Source organism: Polynucleobacter asymbioticus QLW-P1DMWA-1 (assembly GCF_000016345.1).
GTDB classification, from domain to species: domain Bacteria; phylum Pseudomonadota; class Gammaproteobacteria; order Burkholderiales; family Burkholderiaceae; genus Polynucleobacter; species Polynucleobacter asymbioticus.
The window spans coordinates 363,125-380,051 of record NC_009379.1 but is presented as its reverse complement, the minus strand read 5'-3'; the positions used below and the strand labels follow the sequence as shown (position 1 = coordinate 380,051).

General features: G+C 45.0%; 23 protein-coding genes. 12 read left to right on the top strand and 11 right to left on the bottom strand.

What is annotated here, in order from left to right; all coding sequences use genetic code 11:
- The first annotated feature begins 2 nt into the window (after window positions 1-2).
- From moaA to PNUC_RS02020, 4 genes are read left to right on the top strand one after another with little or no spacing between them, the layout of a single operon-like run.
- Window positions 3-1,118, top strand: a complete 1,116-nt coding sequence (moaA, locus tag PNUC_RS02035; RefSeq protein ID WP_011902233.1) for a GTP 3',8-cyclase MoaA — start codon at window positions 3-5, stop codon at window positions 1,116-1,118.
- Entirely contained in the window at window positions 1,118-1,717 is a 600-nt protein-coding gene (gene mobA / locus PNUC_RS02030) for a molybdenum cofactor guanylyltransferase MobA (RefSeq protein WP_011902232.1), read from the top strand. The genes moaA and mobA overlap by 1 nt, the downstream gene beginning before the upstream one ends.
- Window positions 1,714-3,027 carry a molybdopterin molybdotransferase MoeA gene (gene moeA, locus PNUC_RS02025; RefSeq protein WP_011902231.1) on the top strand — a complete coding sequence of 438 codons (1,314 nt, stop codon included), beginning with the start codon at window positions 1,714-1,716 and terminating at the stop codon, window positions 3,025-3,027. Before mobA ends, moeA begins: the two co-directional genes overlap by 4 nt.
- Before the next feature lie 12 nt (window positions 3,028-3,039).
- A complete protein-coding gene (locus PNUC_RS02020) occupies window positions 3,040-3,333 on the top strand; it encodes a hypothetical protein (protein WP_011902230.1) in 294 nt (97 codons plus the stop codon).
- 35 nt (window positions 3,334-3,368) lie between these two features.
- On the opposite strand, the gene PNUC_RS02015 is transcribed toward PNUC_RS02020, so the two are convergent.
- The gene (locus tag PNUC_RS02015) at window positions 3,369-4,385 is read right to left on the bottom strand and encodes a 2-hydroxyacid dehydrogenase (protein ID WP_011902229.1); all 1,017 of its coding nucleotides are present in this window, start codon (window positions 4,383-4,385) and stop codon (window positions 3,369-3,371) included.
- Between the two features lie 97 nt (window positions 4,386-4,482).
- Between PNUC_RS02015 and fdxA the strand changes: the two genes are divergently transcribed.
- Genes fdxA through PNUC_RS01995 form a run of 4 tightly spaced genes read left to right on the top strand, consistent with a single transcriptional unit; the run spans window position 4,483 to window position 7,226 of the window.
- Window positions 4,483-4,806, top strand: coding sequence for a ferredoxin FdxA (gene fdxA / locus PNUC_RS02010; RefSeq protein ID WP_011902228.1), 324 nt, complete (start codon window positions 4,483-4,485; stop codon window positions 4,804-4,806).
- A gap of 44 nt (window positions 4,807-4,850) precedes the next feature.
- Window positions 4,851-5,897, top strand: a complete 1,047-nt coding sequence (locus PNUC_RS02005) for an NAD(P)/FAD-dependent oxidoreductase (RefSeq protein WP_011902227.1) — start codon at window positions 4,851-4,853, stop codon at window positions 5,895-5,897.
- 35 nt (window positions 5,898-5,932) lie between these two features.
- Window positions 5,933-6,727, top strand: coding sequence for a thymidylate synthase (locus PNUC_RS02000; protein ID WP_011902226.1), 795 nt, complete (start codon window positions 5,933-5,935; stop codon window positions 6,725-6,727).
- 10 nt (window positions 6,728-6,737) lie between these two features.
- A complete protein-coding gene (locus tag PNUC_RS01995; protein WP_011902225.1) occupies window positions 6,738-7,226 on the top strand; it encodes a dihydrofolate reductase in 489 nt (162 codons plus the stop codon).
- A gap of 76 nt (window positions 7,227-7,302) precedes the next feature.
- On the opposite strand, the gene PNUC_RS01990 is transcribed toward PNUC_RS01995, so the two are convergent.
- A complete protein-coding gene (locus PNUC_RS01990; protein WP_011902224.1) occupies window positions 7,303-8,142 on the bottom strand; it encodes a peptidylprolyl isomerase in 840 nt (279 codons plus the stop codon).
- Between the two features lie 95 nt (window positions 8,143-8,237).
- Here PNUC_RS01990 and PNUC_RS01985 point away from each other — a divergent pair, with 95 nt between their 5' ends.
- Window positions 8,238-8,861, top strand: coding sequence for an SOS response-associated peptidase (locus PNUC_RS01985; protein WP_011902223.1), 624 nt, complete (start codon window positions 8,238-8,240; stop codon window positions 8,859-8,861).
- Window positions 8,862-8,867: 6 nt separating this feature from the next.
- On the opposite strand, the gene PNUC_RS01980 is transcribed toward PNUC_RS01985, so the two are convergent.
- On the bottom strand, window positions 8,868-9,182 hold the full coding sequence (locus tag PNUC_RS01980) for a hypothetical protein (RefSeq protein WP_011902222.1): 315 nt from the start codon (window positions 9,180-9,182) through the stop codon (window positions 8,868-8,870).
- Between the two features lie 128 nt (window positions 9,183-9,310).
- Here PNUC_RS01980 and PNUC_RS01975 point away from each other — a divergent pair, with 128 nt between their 5' ends.
- On the top strand, window positions 9,311-9,526 hold the full coding sequence (locus PNUC_RS01975; protein ID WP_048812051.1) for a hypothetical protein: 216 nt from the start codon (window positions 9,311-9,313) through the stop codon (window positions 9,524-9,526).
- A 7-nt stretch (window positions 9,527-9,533) separates the two neighbouring features.
- Here the strand turns inward: PNUC_RS01975 and PNUC_RS01970 are convergent, their stop codons facing one another.
- Window positions 9,534-9,845 (bottom strand): 4a-hydroxytetrahydrobiopterin dehydratase, encoded by a 312-nt coding sequence (locus PNUC_RS01970; protein ID WP_011902221.1) that lies wholly within the window; start codon window positions 9,843-9,845, stop codon window positions 9,534-9,536.
- 7 nt (window positions 9,846-9,852) lie between these two features.
- Window positions 9,853-10,578, bottom strand: a complete 726-nt coding sequence (locus tag PNUC_RS01965; protein WP_011902220.1) for a pseudouridine synthase — start codon at window positions 10,576-10,578, stop codon at window positions 9,853-9,855.
- Between the two features lie 86 nt (window positions 10,579-10,664).
- Here PNUC_RS01965 and PNUC_RS01960 point away from each other — a divergent pair, with 86 nt between their 5' ends.
- Window positions 10,665-11,213, top strand: a complete 549-nt coding sequence (locus tag PNUC_RS01960) for a DUF2889 domain-containing protein (protein WP_011902219.1) — start codon at window positions 10,665-10,667, stop codon at window positions 11,211-11,213.
- Here the strand turns inward: PNUC_RS01960 and PNUC_RS01955 are convergent.
- Genes PNUC_RS01955 through PNUC_RS01945 form a run of 3 tightly spaced genes read right to left on the bottom strand, consistent with a single transcriptional unit; the run spans window position 11,210 to window position 13,246 of the window.
- The gene (locus PNUC_RS01955) at window positions 11,210-11,980 is read right to left on the bottom strand and encodes an SDR family NAD(P)-dependent oxidoreductase (RefSeq protein ID WP_011902218.1); all 771 of its coding nucleotides are present in this window, start codon (window positions 11,978-11,980) and stop codon (window positions 11,210-11,212) included. The two genes, PNUC_RS01960 and PNUC_RS01955, sit on opposite strands and share 4 nt — an antisense overlap.
- Before the next feature lie 29 nt (window positions 11,981-12,009).
- A complete protein-coding gene (locus PNUC_RS01950; protein ID WP_011902217.1) occupies window positions 12,010-12,564 on the bottom strand; it encodes an isochorismatase family protein in 555 nt (184 codons plus the stop codon).
- 13 nt (window positions 12,565-12,577) lie between these two features.
- The gene (locus PNUC_RS01945; RefSeq protein WP_143070020.1) at window positions 12,578-13,246 is read right to left on the bottom strand and encodes a TetR/AcrR family transcriptional regulator; all 669 of its coding nucleotides are present in this window, start codon (window positions 13,244-13,246) and stop codon (window positions 12,578-12,580) included.
- Window positions 13,247-13,345: 99 nt separating this feature from the next.
- Between PNUC_RS01945 and PNUC_RS01940 the strand changes: the two genes are divergently transcribed.
- Entirely contained in the window at window positions 13,346-14,935 is a 1,590-nt protein-coding gene (locus tag PNUC_RS01940) for a 4-hydroxyphenylacetate 3-hydroxylase family protein (protein WP_011902215.1), read from the top strand.
- Here PNUC_RS01940 and PNUC_RS01935 read toward each other — a convergent pair.
- Genes PNUC_RS01935 through PNUC_RS01925 form a run of 3 tightly spaced genes read right to left on the bottom strand, consistent with a single transcriptional unit; the run spans window position 14,932 to window position 16,914 of the window.
- On the bottom strand, window positions 14,932-15,486 hold the full coding sequence (locus PNUC_RS01935) for a lipocalin family protein (RefSeq protein WP_011902214.1): 555 nt from the start codon (window positions 15,484-15,486) through the stop codon (window positions 14,932-14,934). The two genes, PNUC_RS01940 and PNUC_RS01935, sit on opposite strands and share 4 nt — an antisense overlap.
- A gap of 3 nt (window positions 15,487-15,489) precedes the next feature.
- Window positions 15,490-16,452, bottom strand: a complete 963-nt coding sequence (gene msrP, locus PNUC_RS01930) for a protein-methionine-sulfoxide reductase catalytic subunit MsrP (protein WP_011902213.1) — start codon at window positions 16,450-16,452, stop codon at window positions 15,490-15,492.
- Window positions 16,453-16,506: 54 nt separating this feature from the next.
- On the bottom strand, window positions 16,507-16,914 hold the full coding sequence (locus tag PNUC_RS01925) for a BLUF domain-containing protein (RefSeq protein WP_011902212.1): 408 nt from the start codon (window positions 16,912-16,914) through the stop codon (window positions 16,507-16,509).
- Between the last annotated feature and the right edge of the window lie 13 nt (window positions 16,915-16,927).

Genomic DNA, 16,927 nt, shown 5'->3' with positions numbered 1-16,927 from the left:
ATATGGTTGAAAAAGTAATCCCCATTCGTATTGATGAAGGCAAAGGACTTGTGCCGTCTATTGGCACACAGCTCATCACGCCACATGGACGCACGCAAGATACTCGGGGGCGCGTCTTGCGTGACCTGCGCATCTCTGTCACTGATCGCTGCAACTTCCGCTGCACCTATTGCATGCCCAAAGAGGTCTTTGATCAAAACTATCCTTACCTCGCTCACCAAGAACTATTAAGCTTTGAAGAAATTACCAGACTCACCTCTATTTTCTCTAGTTTAGGTGTTGAAAAAATTCGCCTCACTGGTGGTGAACCGCTACTTCGCAAAAATCTAGAAATTCTGATTGAAATGCTTGCCAAAATTCATACTACGGTTGGCAAGCCACTTGATCTCACCTTGACCACTAATGGCAGCATTCTTCGCAAGAAAGCAGCCGCACTAAAAGCTGCTGGACTCCAGCGCTTAACAGTGAGTCTTGATGGCTTAAATAATGATGTCTTTAAAAAGATGAATGATGTAGATTTTCCTGTTGAAGATGTTCTAGATGGAATAGCTGCTGCACAAGAAGTTGGCTTTGCTAACATTAAAGTGAATATGGTCGTTAAAAAGGGAACAAACGATCATGAAATCATTGCGATGGCAAAGCACTTCAAAGGAAGCGGCATCATTCTTCGTTTTATTGAATTTATGGATGTCGGTAGCTCCAATGGCTGGAATATGGAGCAAGTTCTTCCATCCAAGGAAGTAATCGCCCAAATTAATGCCGTATTCCCACTGGAACCAATCGATGCCAATTACACCGGGGAAGTAGCCCAGCGCTGGCGCTACCTAGATGGCTCAGGCGAAGTAGGGTTGATCTCCAGCGTGACTCAGGCTTTCTGCCATGAGTGCACACGCGCCCGCATATCCACTGACGGTCAACTGTATCTTTGTTTATTTGCTAATGAGGGGTTTGACTTCAAATCGTTGCTTCGTTCCGGCGGTAGCGACTTGGAAATTGCAAACGCCATCATGAACACCTGGGCACAGCGCAATGACCACTACTCTGAAATCAGAGGCTCACAAACTGCAAACCCTACTAGTAGTAGTCGTAAGGTCGAAATGTCTTATATCGGCGGCTAATGATCTCCCCTGAAAATATTACAGGTCTGATACTGGCTGGTGGTCGCGCCCAACGCATGGGCGGAATTGATAAAGGCTTAATTTCTTTTCACCAAAAACCCTTAATTGAATCTGCAATCAACCGCCTAAAGAATCAAGTGGGTCCCATTCTGATCAATGCGAACCGCAACATCACCAAGTATGCGGGCTATGGTTATCCAGTCGTCATGGATGAAACTCCCGATTTCTCTGGCCCATTGGCAGGCTTCTCAGTTGGTCTTAAGGCTTGTAAAACATCTTATCTATTGACGAGCCCATGTGACTCCCCTTTACTACCCCTAGACCTTGCGGCACGCCTAGCGGCTGAAATGGAGCGTGGTCCTTTTGATTTGGTTTATGCCTCTAGCCTCGAATCTGGAAAGACTTGGGCGCAACCTGTGTTTTGCCTTATGCGCGCGAATCTGCAAGACTCACTCACAGCCTTTCTAACAAAAGGTGATCTGAAAATTGATCGCTGGTTTAAAGAACTTAAAAGTAGCACTGTAATATTTGATGATGCTCAGGCGTTTGCCAATGTAAATACCCCTGAGGAATTAAAAATTCTGGAAGCAGCTTTATGAAATACTCGCCCAATAGTCCTATCTTACTGACGCCATCACTGCATGTGGATGAAGCGAGAAAAGCAATCACCAATTTGGTTGCAGAACTATTGCAAGAAGCAAATGCAGCTCAAGACCCTCAGGAAATTGAAACTGTCTCTTTAGACAAAGCGATTAATCGCATCCTCGCAGCTGATTTACTCTCCCCTATTGATGTGCCAGCTGCAGATAATTCTGCAATGGATGGTTATGCATTTGATGGGGCTTGCTTGAGCGTAGGTAGTCCTAAGATTAGTTTGCGTATAGTCGGCACAGCCTTGGCTGGCAAGCCTTATGAGGGCAGTATTGGTAAAGATGAGTGCCTGAAGATTATGACTGGCGCCTTGATGCCACAAGGTTGCGACACCGTTATTCCACAAGAATTTACAAGCGAACAAGATGGCACTATTCGCTTTAAGCAGGATCAATTGAAAGTTGGCGAGAATCGCCGCTTAAGAGGTGAAGATTTAAAGCAAGGAAAAGCAGCTATCAGTGCTGGACGTCTCTTACGACCTTCGGACTTAGGTCTTGTAGCGTCGCTTGGAATCTCTACGCTTCCCGTTCGCCGCAAACTCAAGGTGGCCATCTTGTCATCCGGTGATGAACTTCGTGCACTGAACCAAACGCTTGATGCTGGTAGTGTGTACGACAGCAATCGCTATAGCTTGACAGGTCTACTTAATCGCCTCGATTTAGAAATCATCGACTGCGGTATTGTTCGCGATGACCCAACGTCATTGAGAAAAGCATTTATAGAGGCAAGTGAAAAAGCAGATGTATTAATTTCTTCTGGTGGCGTTTCGGTAGGTGAGGCGGATTTCACAAAACAAATCATGCAAGAGCTGGGTGATGTTGGCTTCTGGAAAATTGCCATGAGGCCCGGTCGTCCCATGGCTTTTGGCGTTCTCAAGGCTGCTCCTGGAAATCCGTCTGCTCGCAAAACCCTCTTCTTTGGCCTACCGGGTAATCCAGTAGCGGTAATGGTCACTTTCTACCAATTCGTGCGAAGTGCTCTCTTGCAACTGAATGGTGCTAAACAAACAGAGCCACCTCTGATTCAAGCAATCTCTGAAACTGCCATCCGCAAAAAGCCCGGTCGTACTGAATTCCAACGTGCCATCTTAGGACGCGGTTCTGATGGTAAGCCTACCCTCAGGCTGACTGGTAGCCAAGGCGCTGGAATCTTGCGCTCAATGAGTGAGGCAAATTGCTTTGTGATCTTGGCTCACGAGCAAGGAAATATTGCCGCTGGAGACTGGGTAGATATAGCACTTTTTGAAGGACTGCTTTAAGATTGCGTCATCATGAAACTTACCAAAAAAGAACTCGTCTTTCTCGACCCAACCCATACCGCCAAAACACTAGTACTTGTCTACTTATGCTTCTCTGTACCGATCGTTTTATTGGCGTTGTTTGTAGCCTTTATACGTGACGGAGCGATTCCAGGATTTACAGTACTCTCGGCTTTGATTCTCAATGCTTTATTGGGTTATGGCTTGCTGTGGATTGCCTGCAAAGTCTACAACTGGGTAGCCGGCAAATTCGGCGGCATTGAATTAGCACTCCGGGAACTTCCAGAAGAAATCGAAGCCGAGTAATTACTCGACTTCGATGTGCTTACGCTGCTCTTAGATTATTCTGCTTTAAATACTTCCGCATTAATCAAGCTAGGTGGTTTTTTACCACCCAAGGCAGCACGTAAATTATCGATCGCTAAATCCACCATTGCTCTACGCGTCTTTTCAGTTGCACTTGCAATATGAGGGGCTAATACGACATTGCTCAATTTAAGCAACTCAGGATTCACCGAAGGCTCACCTTCAAATACATCCAAGCCAGCTGCAAAAATGGTTTTCTCTCTCAACGCTTTAGCTAAAGCAAGATCATCCACAATACCCCCGCGGGCAATGTTTATCAGGGTTGCAGTGGGTTTCATTAATGCGAGCTCTTTTTCCCCAATAGTGTGATGACTCTGGGCGCTATATGGCAAAACTAAAACAACGTGATCGGCAGTACGCAGTAATTCTTCTTTAGAAACATAACTGGCAGCACACGCCTTTTCATCCGCCTCCGATAAACGACTACGGTTGTGATAAATCACCTTCATTCCAAAACCTAGTGCACGCTTAGCAACACCTTGGCCAATACGACCCATACCAATAATGCCTAGAGTGCTGCCATGCAAATCCATCCCTAGTGGATTATTCACAATCGACCATTTATCCCACTTACCTGCGCGGATCCAATGCTCAGACTCTGTAATGCGTCTAGCGGTTGCCATCAGAAGGGCAAATCCAAAGTCTGCCGTTGTATCTGTCAGTACATCCGGGGTATTCGTTGCCATCACTCCAGCAGTGGTAATTGCTGGTACATCAAAGTTGTTGTAACCGACTGAAATATTAGCCACAATTTTCAGATCTTTTGCTTGCGCCAATGCCTGAGCATCAATGCGTTCACTGCCAGTAACCAGAGCCCCAACAACCCCAGCAAGTTCTTTTTTTAACTCCTCAGGAGTCAAAATCTGATCAGCTTGATTGGATCGAACTTCAAAGGATTCCTCTAATTTGGCCAAAGCCTCAGGAAATATGGCCCTAGCAACCAAGATTTTGGGCTTTTGGGCATTAGTTTGGGTATTTGTTGACGTATTCATAGGGGGAACTTTACCTCAAGTAAAAAGGCTTATTTCAGCTAAAATTGATCTTTTACCACTTATAAGCCCCCTTAAGGGCTCTCGAAATTAAGACGCTATGACTTACGTTGTTACCGAATCCTGCATCCGCTGCAAATACACCGACTGCGTAGATGTTTGCCCAGTTGACTGCTTTCGTGAAGGTCCTAACTTTTTAGTGATCGATCCAGATGAGTGTATTGATTGCGCTGTATGCGTACCAGAGTGTCCCGTCAATGCAATTTATGCAGAAGATGATGTTCCTGGAGATCAACAATCTTTCATCAAACTCAATGCTGAGCTATCCCCTGACTGGACCTCCATTACCAAGTCCAAGCCCGCACTGCCAGATGCGGATGAGTGGAAAGATGTAAAGAACAAACTCGATCAACTAGTTAAGTAATCGATACGGTCTTTACCCGACCACCGACCCACTCGAGAGAAATTGTGTTGCACTCACCTATAGAAGCCGATGCAGTCATTATTGGTGCCGGCCCTGTGGGTCTATTTCAGGTTTTTGAACTGGGTCTCCTAGAAATCAAGGCGCATGTTATTGACTCTCTTCCTGAAGCAGGAGGTCAATGCATCGAGTTATACCCAGATAAACCCATTTACGATATTCCTGCAGTACCAGTCTGCACTGGTCGTGAGCTGACTCAGAACCTACTAAAACAAATCGAGCCCTTTGGTGCGCAATTTCATTTAGGACAAGAAGTGAGGACCCTGGAGCAACAAGCCGATGGGCGCCTACTGATCGGCACTTCACAGAATCAATACTTTTTGAGTAAAACCGTCTTCATTGCAGCTGGCGTAGGTGCATTTCAGCCACGCAAGCTCGCCCTGGAGGGGATTGAAGCTCTTGAAGACAAACATATTTTTTATCACGTAAAGCATCCGGAGCAATTTTCCGGAAAGAAAATAGTTATCTGCGGTGGTGGAGACTCAGCTTTAGATTGGGCTTTATTCTTGGTAGAAAAAGCCGCCAGCGTGACATTGATTCATCGTCGCGATGACTTTAAAGCTGCCCCAAAATCAATTGCAAAGATGCGTGAGTTGTGTGCTTCCAAGCAAATGCAGTTGCTGATTGGGCAAATCACTTCTTATGAAGCGCAAGATGATCATCTAAAAGAAATTGTCGTTACTGACATTGATGGAAAAACTCAAGCACTACCAGTAGATGATCTCCTCATTTTCTTTGGGCTTTCTCCAAAGTTAGGCCCCATTGCTGAATGGGGCTTAGATATAGAGCGCAAGCAACTTGTTGTGGATACGGAAAAGTTTCAAACCAGTATTCCTGGTATTTATGCAGTAGGTGATATCAATATTTACCCTGGAAAAAAGAAACTCATTTTGTCAGGTTTTCATGAGGCCGCTTTAGCTGCTTTTGCTGCGGCAGCATATCTGAACCCGGAAAAGCAGATTCAACTGCAATACACCACCACCTCGCCCAAACTTCATAAAGCACTTGGTGTGGGCTCCCCCACATTCGAGTAAGCTACTACTAAACAACCCATTTATAGCGATTTTCTATGCGCCAATATCACAATTTAATGAAAGAAGTCCTAGCCAAGGGCGTACAAAAGTCCGATAGAACTGGGACCGGCACGATCTCGGTATTTGGGCACCAGATGCGTTTTAATTTGGCCGACGGCTTTCCAATGGTCACCACCAAGAAGCTCCACATGAAGTCCATTGTTTATGAATTACTCTGGTTTCTCAAAGGCAGTACAGATAATAATTGGCTTAAAGAGCGTGGCGTATCCATCTGGAATGAATGGGCAGCTCCTGACGGCGATTTAGGCCCTATATATGGCTATCAATGGCGTTCTTGGCCTGCGCCTAATGGTCAGCACATTGATCAGATCTCTGAAGTGGTGGAGACCATCAAAAAGAATCCTGACTCACGTCGCATCATTGTTTCAGCTTGGAATGTGGCAGATATCCCGCGTATGGCTTTAGCGCCTTGCCACGCCTTCTTTCAGTTTTATGTTGCCGACGGAAAGTTATCCTGCCAGCTATATCAGCGAAGTGCTGATATTTTCTTGGGCGTCCCATTTAATATCGCTAGCTACGCTTTATTGACCCATATGGTGGCGCAGCAATGTAATTTAGAAGTGGGTGACTTTATTTGGACTGGTGGCGATTGTCATTTATATAGCAACCATTTAGAGCAAGTTGACCTCCAATTATCGAGAGATTTTTTACCCCTGCCTAAACTCAATATTCTGCGTAAACCAGATTCACTCTTCGATTATGAATTTGAAGACTTTGAAATTGTTGGCTACGAATCCCATCCCCACATTAAAGCTCCAGTAGCTATTTAAGAAATCAAAGATGACACAACCCGCCATCTCTATGATTGTTGCGCGCTCCCGAAATCATGTCATTGGACGCGACAATCAAATGCCTTGGAAAATTTCGGCAGACCTGCAGTTTTTCAAGCGCGTCACGATGGGTCATCCCGTCATCATGGGCCGAAAAACCTGGGAGTCTATCGGAAGACCGCTTCCAGGACGCCGTAATATCGTTGTTAGTCGCAATGCAGACCTTCAACTTACTGGCGCTGAACTGGCTGGATCACTAGATGAAGCACTTAATCGCTTAAGCGAGGCGCGACGCGTATTTGTCATTGGTGGTGAGCAATTATTTAAGCAAGCTTTTGATAAGGCAGATCGCCTCTACATTACGGAAATAGATATCGATATCAATGATGGTGACACCTTCTTTGAAGTGCCTGATGAATCTTCCTGGACAGAAGTCGAACGCACTCCGGGATCTGAAGGTGAAATTCATTTCAACTTTCTCACTTTAGAACGCAAATAATAAGGGCTCCTAGGAGCCCTTATTATTTCTGCACAGATTGTTGCACAGCGAATGTTTTGTTTACTAACAACAAATTCTATTGAACAACAATCTTAGAATCTTTAGCAATCTTAGCAACAAACTCATACTGTTTTTTCTGAATTAAACCAGCGCGAACAGCTTGCTTAGCCTGTTCGAAAGTAGGTGGCTTGCTTGATTTTTTATCTTCCACTTTCACCAAATACCAGCCTTGTTGCATTTGAATAGGGGCTGAACACACTTGACCCTTTCCAAGCGTGGCTAATACCGATCCAATTTGCGGGGGAACCTGACCAGGCTGGACCCATCCAGCTGCACCGCCTTGCGCTTTATTGGGGCCTAGTGACACGCTTCTAGCCACCTTATCAAATGGCTCACCTTTTTTAATACGGTCTAAAGCTGCTTGCGCCTCAGCTTCTGTAGCCACAGCAATATCACTGATTTTGTATTCCGTAATCATGCCTTGTGGTCCCAATGAAGAAACCTCCCTGTTGTACTCTGCTTGTACGTCAGCATCGGTAATGGGGTTTTGTGCCATAAAAGTTGACAGCTCTAAATCGGCCAAATAGTTTTGACGAATTAATGCCAGCTGGGAATTTGCTTTCTCTGAATTTGCTAAACCATCTTTTTCAGCTTGCTGAGACAAGAGCATCACTTCAACAAACTTCTGAATGACGGCTTTGCGTAATTCAGGGGAGTCTTTTTGGCCTTGTGAAATCGCAACCTTAATGCCCTGCTCAACCATGTCATTGGTGATGATTGCTCCATTTACAGAAGCAGCCGCATTAATTGGCAAACCACTTTGTTGAGCAAAAGCGCTACCAAAACAACCCAATAAAATACTGGATGTAATGAGCTGCGCAACCGAAGGTTTTAATCGGGAAATAAGCAGTTTCATAGGGTTCAATCTTTCTAAAAATGAGCTCTAATATTAACAGTAGAGTGCTTTTATCAAGCCAAACGTAGTCCCATTCATGCCAGTAAAATAAGCAGATGTGTGTTCAATACCTCACCACTGTCAACATAGATTGGGTTAAATCCCATTTCGATCTGGATTTACCAGCATCCACCGCCCACGATGTATTTCCCACTTATCCAGGACCGATTGTTTTAAAAAGCCACAATACTGACCGCATGGCAATTGGACTTGCTCGATTTGGCCTGATCCCAGCCTGGGCTAAGGATGAGGATTTTGGTAGAAAAACTTACAATGCACGAGCTGAAACTGTCGCAATCAAACCTTCATATAAAAATGCATGGGCTAAACGACATTACGCCCTCACATTGGTAGATGCATTTTATGAACCCAGTTATGAATCAGGCAAAGCAGTGCGCACTCGCATTCATCAAGCTCAACATAAACCTATGGCTATTGCCTCGATTTGGGATACATGGACGGAACCAGATACCGGCGAATTCATTGTATCTTTCTCGATGCTCACGATAGATGCTAGCAATCATCCAGTGATGAAACGCTTTCATAAACCAGAGGATGAAAAACGTACTGTAGTACCTCTTCGACCGGAGTTGTTCAACGATTGGTTGAACGCTACACCAGAGGCGGCTAGCGCATTACTCTGTTGCGAGTCGATGACAGAGTTAGCGATCGCCGAGTAAATAATTTTAAAAAGTCATTACTGGTGACATTGGGGTGTAGGGATCAGCCGATTCTGTTTCGAGAGCCTCAGCCTCTTCTTCGCCCTCAGGGGCACTAAAGTATTTACCAGAAGACTGAGTTGTTGTAACTGGCTGCCCATTGAGTGTGGTGGCGCCAAAGGGGCCTTCAACTGGAGTGAGCGATCGGCTATTTAAAGCCTTGAGTTGGGCTGGCGTATACGGAGAAAAAGTCTTCGAACCTAATGGGGGTGGAGTTTGTGCACTCACAGAGCTTGCAAAACCCAAAAAATAAATAGTAAAAAGGGTACATTTAATTTTCATATCTGGATTGTAAATTGGATACACCCAATTTCTCTAAAGCAGATAACTGGCTTTCTTGTACATAAAACATATATCCCTATCGATTTCTGGTGTAATTTGCTATCCTGAAGTCTCAATTAAGGATAAACATGACAAACGAAGATCAAACCCAAAACGATGAAGATTTCGACTACGGGTGCGAATGCGCAATGACCTTGCTGAATGAGCCCACAGAAGAGTGTCTCAATGACTTAATTGATGAGCTAGATGAAGATGGCTTTATCGCCACGGAAGTCGTTTATGGCCTACTTGCCACCATTTTGATGAGCCTCAATGAAGAGGAAGACGAGGGCGAAGAACATTAATAATCGATTATTTCGATTTGGTTTCAAGCTGTAGGGCCATGGCATCCATAAAGGATGCCATTTTTATATCTAACTCAGTCAAAGCACCTGCAGAGTGAGTGCTTAACTCAACCTTTACTATATTCCAAGAATTCGACCAATCAGGATGATGATTCAATTCTTCTGCATAACTTGCACAATGAGTCATAAATTCGAAAGCTTGAATAAAGTGTTGAAAAGTAAATTGGCGAGTCATTTTTTTCTCTTCTACATTGACTTTCCATAAGGGAATAACACCCTCAAAATCATAATCAGCCGGCAGTATTGAATTCGAAGTCATGACACTGCTATGCAGCAACACTCTTAGATAACATTTGCAGGTCTTGAGGATAAAGCCAGCGCCACTCCCCTTCCGCTAAATCCGTTGGCATAAGGTACGCACCAATTTCTGTGCGATGGAGCTTGGCAACATGATTGCCCACTGCAGCCATCATCCGCTTAACCTGGTGATAGCGCCCTTCAACAATAGTCATCGCCAAGGTGTATTCAGTGAGTTGATTGCATGCCACTGCAAAACAGGGCTTGGGATCATCGTCTAATACCACTCCATTTAATAAATGATCGATTTGCGATTGCGTTATGGGCTCAGGCGTAGTGATCTCATACACCTTACCAATATTCTTTTTAGGCGTCGTCATCTTATGAATAAACTGCCCGTCGTCCGAAATCAATAAAAGCCCGGTGGTGTCAAAATCTAATCGCCCTACGCATTGCAAGCCTCGCTCTACAAATGGGCTCGGTAATAGACTGTAAACACTGGGGTGATGCGTAGTTTTATGCGAGCACTCATAATTTTCTGGCTTATTAAATGCGATATAAGCTTTTTCATGGTATTCCCAATCCCGGTCTTCTACGGTCAAGACCAAACCCTCGGTTGCAATTCTTTCTTCGGGATCTTCGGCCAATACACCATTGACCTTCACCAAATCGGCGTATACCAAATCGCTGCAATAGCGCCGCGTGCCAAAGCCTTGGCTAAATAGAATCTTTTCGAGGGAAATGGGTTTTGCCATACAGCCAAGAATACTACAGGCGAATTGGTGTACTTTTAGTCTATTCATTATCATTAGACATATCTTTTAAATTTGAATTGGCCCCCATGTTGTCATCCCCTGAAAAGCGCTCTCCATTACACACCCGAGAAATTACTTTTTATGGGTACGCTCGAGAAGATGGTCTTTGGGATATTGAAGGTCACTTAAAAGATACCAAGGCGGCACCCTTTCAGACTGGAACCAAAATTTGGCAACCAGGCGAGGCATTTCATGATATGTGGGTACGCCTTACTGTCAATAACGAATTAGTCATTCAAGATATCGAAGTAGCGATGGATGGCCATCCTCATCCAGAATGCCCGCTCGTAGTTCCACCCATGAATGCACTCATCGGCGCGCGCCTAGGGAAAGGATGGCGCAAAACGATTCAAACCCATTTGGGTGGCATACAAGGCTGTACGCATTTGCGCGAGTTGCTCAATAGCATGGCAACTGCCGCCTTTCAGTCTATTCCAGGGGCTTTATTTGATCCAGATGAAAATAAGCCGCCCCTTTACTTGGGCGGCTGTAAATCATGGGACTTTAATGGCCCCGTGGTGATGCGAATCTATCCCCAGTTTTATCAATGGAAAGATCAAGACAAGTCGTCTTAAAACTCCCCGCGATGCACATTAAATGCATTAAAGGATTGCTGAACCGGCATCATTTCTAAAACGTTGATATTCATATGGCTTGGTAAAGTGGCTGTCCAGTAGATCGCCTCTGCAACATCATCTGCACTTAAAGCCTTTACTCCGGTATAGACTTGACCGGCCTTATCGTCATCACCCTTAAAGCGTACATTTGAAAACTCAGTACCAGAGCACATTCCAGGCTCTATACAAGTGACTCGCACTGGTGTGCCAACCAAATCAGCACGCAAATTCAAGCTAAATTGTTTTACAAACGCCTTAGTGCCGCCGTAAACGTTGCCACCAGGATACGGGTAATTAGCTGCAACAGAACCCAGATTAATCACGTGACCACGTTTGCGCTCAACCATTCCTGGTAAAAAGGCGCGACTCATATGGGCTAGGCCTTTGATATTGGTATCAATCATTCGATCCCAGTCGCTCAAAAATGCTTTGTGCGCTGGCTCTAAGCCGAGGGCCAAGCCAGCGTTGTTTACTAGGACGCTGACGTTTGCAAAATCAGCCGGTAGGGCTGATGCCAAAACATCCACCTTAGCAGCATCGCATACATCCACCACCATGGTGAGTAATTTTTTCTGTTGATCCACCGGAAGTGATGCCTTCAAAGCCTCGAGGCGTTCAATTCTTCTGCCTACGGCAATTACCTTATGTCCATGAGCTAAAAAGCGACGAGCAGTTGCCTCACCAAATCCAGCGGTAGCGCCAGTTACTAAAACAGTGTGTTCCATATTTCCTCTTGTATTGTCTCTATTAATAATTAATTTTTTACTTCTCTATTTTTAATTAGCTGCAAAATATTTTTAAATTGAGGGTGATTCAAAGTCGTTAACCATTCAAAAATAATCATTTCTATACCAAGAATTGTAATTCCTTGATCTCGCATACGCTCAATGGCCAGTTGTTTATCGTTTGGCGACCTACTACCACAAGCCTCGGCCACTACAGCCACATCAAATCCCTTCGCCTTTAAACCCAATGCGGTTTGCATCAGGCATACATGGGTTTCGCAACCGGCAAGTACAGTCTGATTAATCGAGGAATTGATTTTTTGAATAGACGCCACCAATCCATCTTCCACTCCATTAAACGAATATTTCAATACAGTTTCATTACAGCAATTGCGAATCCGCTCATCATTTGGACCGAGCCCTTCTGGATTTTGCTCAGTTCCAATGACGGGAACCTCCATTAAGGCGGCGGCCTGCGCCAACATGAGGGCCGCCTTTACGGCAGCTTCCCCTCCATGAATACTTGGTAAGAGTCGTGTCTGGTAATCCACCAAGATCAGAGCGCTAGTAGCTTGATTAAACATAGAATGTATCTCGTTATTTTTGCTTCGTCATCTTCGGTATACGAAGGGCTAGGTTATCAAGATAATGTTTGATTAATTCATCTGCACTTTTACCAAACATTCGAATGCGTCCCGTATGGTTAAGAAGCAAGACCCCAACAATATGGGCAAAGATGGCTGTCACTTCTGTGTCAATCTCATTTTTACTAAAACCCAATTTACTCAAAGCGATCTCTTGGGGGCGCATGGCATCTCGAAGTCGTGCATTGAGTTGTGAATCCCATTCATTTGTTAGGCCCCGTGGCTTAAGGCCCTGAAACAGATAAAAACCCAAATCCAAATCACGTGGGTTATCTCGGTAGAACTGATAAAACGCTAAAACACTTTTTTGCAATACGAGAAAATCATTTGACGAGCCGGTATCCTCATTTAGGGAAATGGCTCGCTCAGCTTCACTTACAAATGCATTCAAGCGCTCTAATGATTCTGCTAAGAGCGCCCCATAAATCTCTTCCTTATTGGCGAAGTAGCTATAAATAGCACCTGCGGTATAGCCAGCCCGCTTAGCAATCTCGCGCATGCTGACGGCTTCTAGGCCAAACTCAATAAATACTGAGGTGGCTGCGTTCAAAATATGACTCCGCTTTGCATCCGCGAGGGCTTGCTGGCGAAGATCTCGAGCGGTGGCAGCGGCTTGATTCATACCGAAATTATACATATGTTTATATTATTGAACACTGTTCAATTTATGTGTATGATTTAACTAATCACCCTTTAACGCCAATTACCTTAGGCATCCTCCATGAGTCAAAGCACCTCCCAGTTCATGAATAGCAAAGACTATCAAGAGTCATTGCGCTCACTAAAGCCAACTGTCTATGTCGATGGTCGATTGATCGAATCCGTCGCCGATGAGCCTTCTCTTCGCCCTGGAGTCCAAGCCTTAGGAGTGACTTATGACATGGTCCATGACCCAGCGCTAGCACCGCTCATGTTGGCTGACTCGAATGGCACTCCTGTACCAAGAATGCTGCACATTAATCAGTCTTCTGGAGATCTCTTAAATAAATTAGAAGCGGTACGTGTACTCTGCCAAGAAACTGGATGTGCCCAACGCTATTTAGCCCATGATGCGTTAAATGCGATTGCACAAGTTTCTGCGCGCATTGATGATGCCAAAGGAAGTAATGAGCATAGTGCTAAATTTTCTGAGTATCTATCGCATGTACAAACGAAGGACTTGGCATTAGGCATTGCCATGACAGATGCAAAAGGAGATCGCTCCCGCAGACCTCATGAGCAAGAAAATCCAGATACTTACGTACATATCGTTTCTCAAGATGCTAAAGGGGTCGTGATCTCGGGTACAAAAGCGATTGTGACTGGCGCCCCTTACATGCATGAATTCTTAGTCATGCCAGGTCGCAATATGACTAAAGAGGATGCAGCCTTTGCGATTTGCTGTGCTGTCCCTGTGGATGCCAAAGGTATTACGATTGTGGCACGCCCAGCGGGACGCCCAGGCGACAAGGTCGAGCATGGTAAACCGATATTTTCTAGTAAATATGGTCAATCGACTGGGGTAGTGATATTCGATAAAGTATTCGTTCCCTGGGATCGTGTTTTTTATGCTGGCGAATGGGAACACTCTAGCGTGCTGACTTATAACTACGCCACCCATCATCGTCATAGCTGCATCGCGGCGCGAGCAGGCTTTGGAGATCTGTTAATTGGTGCTGGCGCTTTAATGTGCGAAGCGAACGGATTGGATCCAGCAACCAAATCTAATTTACGTGATCCGATGGTTGAACTCATTAAGATCACTGAAGGATTTTATGCTTGCGGTGTGGCTGCTAGCGTCTATGGAACGCAAGATCCGTACAGTAAATCATTTATGCCTGAGCCGGTATTTTCTAATATCGGAAAACTCTTATTAGCAACGCAGATTTATGACATGCATCGCTTGGCACATGAAGTATCGGGAGGATTAATCGTAGCGTTGCCAGGACCAGACGAAGATCACAACCCAGCAACTGCAGCCACTTTGGCAGAGGTGTTACGAGCCAATCCAGCCGTCCCTTATGACAAGCGAATTGAAGTTGCACGGTTTATTGAAGATCTCACAGCGTCTTATCAAGGCGGTTGGTATTCCGTCATTAGCCTACATGGTGGCGGCTCTCCAGCAGCAATGAAGCAAGAAATCTATCGTCAGTACCCTATTGGCAATAAAGTAGAGCTAGTGGAACGTTTATTAGATCGCGGAGTGCTGACTAGTAGCGAAGAGCGGGCGATTACGAAAAATAAACAACCTGGGCGCTGCTGCGATCAAGGCTGTAGCGCGCCAGGACAAGCAGTGATGGTACCTTTGCCAGAGCCTGGCAGAAGAACTTAATTGCCTGTTTGGGTAGTTAACTCAAGCTTACGCACATCAAACTGTTGCGCCTTTAAGCGTTGCAGTAGCTCTTCGTAAGTTTTCTGATTCAGTTGTGGTGTCCTAGATAAGACCCAAAGATATTCACGCTTTGGGTCGCTCACTGCAGCCACTTGATATTGTGGGTCGAGATCAATCACCCAATAATCACCCCATACCATCGGCAAGAACGATAACCATGCGGGTGCGAAACGAACCAGCAGTTTTGGGGAGTCTTTTGCTCCAATCTGTTTAGCGACACCTTCAGCGTCTGTTACTTCCCCAGAGGCTGTTTTACAGCTGTTGAGCACCTTCAGGTTGCCATCAGGTTGTATGGAGTATTCAGCTTTGGTATTGGCAACGCATTTCCTCTGAAACCAATTTGGGAATTTTGCAACCTCATACCAAGTTCCCATATAGCGAGGAACATCTAGACTGGGTATCGTCTTTACAGGCGCTTCAGATTGACTATAGCCATATGATGTGAATAGAAGAAGGAGGATGCCAAAGACTGCTGTATAGATTTTTCTCATTGCTTAATAATATTTCTTTAGATCCATTCCAGCATACATACTGGCTACCTGATCACCGTAACCATTAAACATTTGCGTTTTAATCTTCGGAGCAAATACTCCCTTAGCATCACCAATGCGGCGCTCAGTCGCCTGACTCCAGCGTGGATGATCTACCTGTGGATTAACGTTAGAATAAAAGCCATATTCACGTGCATCAAACATATTCCAACTAGTCTTGGGCATCTCTTCAGTAAAACGAATTTTGACAATCGATTTAGCACTCTTAAAGCCGTACTTCCAGGGAACCACAATACGAACGGGTGCCCCATTTTGTTTAGGCAATACCTCACCATATAAACCAAAGGTTAATAGCGTTAAGGGATTCATCGCTTCATCCATACGCAAACCTTCGCGATAAGGCCAATCAATCACATTGCTACTCAAGCCAGGCATTTGCTTGCGGTCAGCCAGCGAAATGAATTCCACATACTTGGCGGAACCCAAAGGCTCTACCTTATTAATCAGTTTAGATAATGGATAACCATCCCATGGAATGACCATGGACCAACCCTCTACACAACGCATCCGGTAAATGCGCTCTTCCATTGGCGCCAACTTTAGAAGCGCATCAATATCTAGAGTGATCGGCTTTTTGACTAATCCCTCAATCGAGATTGTCCAAGGGCGAGTCTGCAAGCTACCAGCATTTGCTGCGGGGTCAGCTTTATCCGTACCGAACTCATAAAAGTTGTTATACGTTGTAACGTACTTATACGGCGTAGTTTCTTCTTTTAATGAATATGCTGAATTGAGAGTGGCGCTTAATTTTTCAGGGGTTGCTGCTAAAGCCTCTCTTGAAAACCAAGGCGCTAAGGCCGCCCCAAAACTACCCGCCGCAGCTGCCTTAATTAAAGAGCGTCGATTTTCAAAAACGGTTTTAGGGGTAATGTCGCTAGGAAAGAGAGTTTTATCAATAAAACGCATAGTGCACCCATTGAATGTAATGCGTTCATTTTGCTACTGATTGGAATTTATTGCTTAGCGCTCAGTCTCGCGCATCTTATTCATGAGGGCCAGGCTATGCTTATCCATGCCGCCGACCATTCCTGCCAGAACTGGGTAGTCTCGGGTCAGGGTCTCGCCCCCATAGAAGCGCAGTAGCCAATCCGGGAAGCTTCGCTCTGATATCTCACGAATCTCGAGCAACTCTACACGATGGTGCCGCTTATCGTCCTGAATGCGCTTCCAGACTTTCATGACGTTGGCGCGCTCACCTTCAATAATTTGACCAAACTGCTGATTGTCATAAAAGAGAATGCCTGTAATTCCATTCTTTAGATTGAATGCTCGTGCAGCCTCCAATAAACGCATCAGACCTAAAAAAGACATATCTGAAACTGCTTCGCTCAGATAACTTAGCTCTACTAGGTCTTTTGGTTTTGACATAACTCAGAAAGAG

Coding starts and splice junctions, on each gene's coding strand:
- PNUC_RS01960 (WP_011902219.1), top strand. CDS start 10,665: ATGTTGTCATCCCCTGAAAAGCGCTCTCCATTACACACCCGAGAAATT.
- PNUC_RS01995 (WP_011902225.1), top strand. CDS start 6,738: ATGACACAACCCGCCATCTCTATGATTGTTGCGCGCTCCCGAAATCAT.
- moaA (WP_011902233.1), top strand. CDS start 3: ATGGTTGAAAAAGTAATCCCCATTCGTATTGATGAAGGCAAAGGACTT.
- moeA (WP_011902231.1), top strand. CDS start 1,714: ATGAAATACTCGCCCAATAGTCCTATCTTACTGACGCCATCACTGCAT.
- PNUC_RS01925 (WP_011902212.1), bottom strand. CDS start 16,914: ATGTCAAAACCAAAAGACCTAGTAGAGCTAAGTTATCTGAGCGAAGCA.
- msrP (WP_011902213.1), bottom strand. CDS start 16,452: ATGCGTTTTATTGATAAAACTCTCTTTCCTAGCGACATTACCCCTAAA.
- PNUC_RS01985 (WP_011902223.1), top strand. CDS start 8,238: ATGTGTGTTCAATACCTCACCACTGTCAACATAGATTGGGTTAAATCC.
- PNUC_RS01935 (WP_011902214.1), bottom strand. CDS start 15,486: ATGAGAAAAATCTATACAGCAGTCTTTGGCATCCTCCTTCTTCTATTC.
- PNUC_RS01950 (WP_011902217.1), bottom strand. CDS start 12,564: ATGTTTAATCAAGCTACTAGCGCTCTGATCTTGGTGGATTACCAGACA.
- PNUC_RS02020 (WP_011902230.1), top strand. CDS start 3,040: ATGAAACTTACCAAAAAAGAACTCGTCTTTCTCGACCCAACCCATACC.
- PNUC_RS01990 (WP_011902224.1), bottom strand. CDS start 8,142: ATGAAACTGCTTATTTCCCGATTAAAACCTTCGGTTGCGCAGCTCATT.
- PNUC_RS01945 (WP_143070020.1), bottom strand. CDS start 13,246: ATGAATCAAGCCGCTGCCACCGCTCGAGATCTTCGCCAGCAAGCCCTC.
- PNUC_RS01975 (WP_048812051.1), top strand. CDS start 9,311: ATGACAAACGAAGATCAAACCCAAAACGATGAAGATTTCGACTACGGG.
- PNUC_RS01980 (WP_011902222.1), bottom strand. CDS start 9,182: ATGAAAATTAAATGTACCCTTTTTACTATTTATTTTTTGGGTTTTGCA.
- PNUC_RS02000 (WP_011902226.1), top strand. CDS start 5,933: ATGCGCCAATATCACAATTTAATGAAAGAAGTCCTAGCCAAGGGCGTA.
- PNUC_RS01955 (WP_011902218.1), bottom strand. CDS start 11,980: ATGGAACACACTGTTTTAGTAACTGGCGCTACCGCTGGATTTGGTGAG.
- fdxA (WP_011902228.1), top strand. CDS start 4,483: ATGACTTACGTTGTTACCGAATCCTGCATCCGCTGCAAATACACCGAC.
- PNUC_RS01965 (WP_011902220.1), bottom strand. CDS start 10,578: ATGGCAAAACCCATTTCCCTCGAAAAGATTCTATTTAGCCAAGGCTTT.
- PNUC_RS01940 (WP_011902215.1), top strand. CDS start 13,346: ATGAGTCAAAGCACCTCCCAGTTCATGAATAGCAAAGACTATCAAGAG.
- mobA (WP_011902232.1), top strand. CDS start 1,118: ATGATCTCCCCTGAAAATATTACAGGTCTGATACTGGCTGGTGGTCGC.
- PNUC_RS02015 (WP_011902229.1), bottom strand. CDS start 4,385: ATGAATACGTCAACAAATACCCAAACTAATGCCCAAAAGCCCAAAATC.
- PNUC_RS01970 (WP_011902221.1), bottom strand. CDS start 9,845: ATGACTTCGAATTCAATACTGCCGGCTGATTATGATTTTGAGGGTGTT.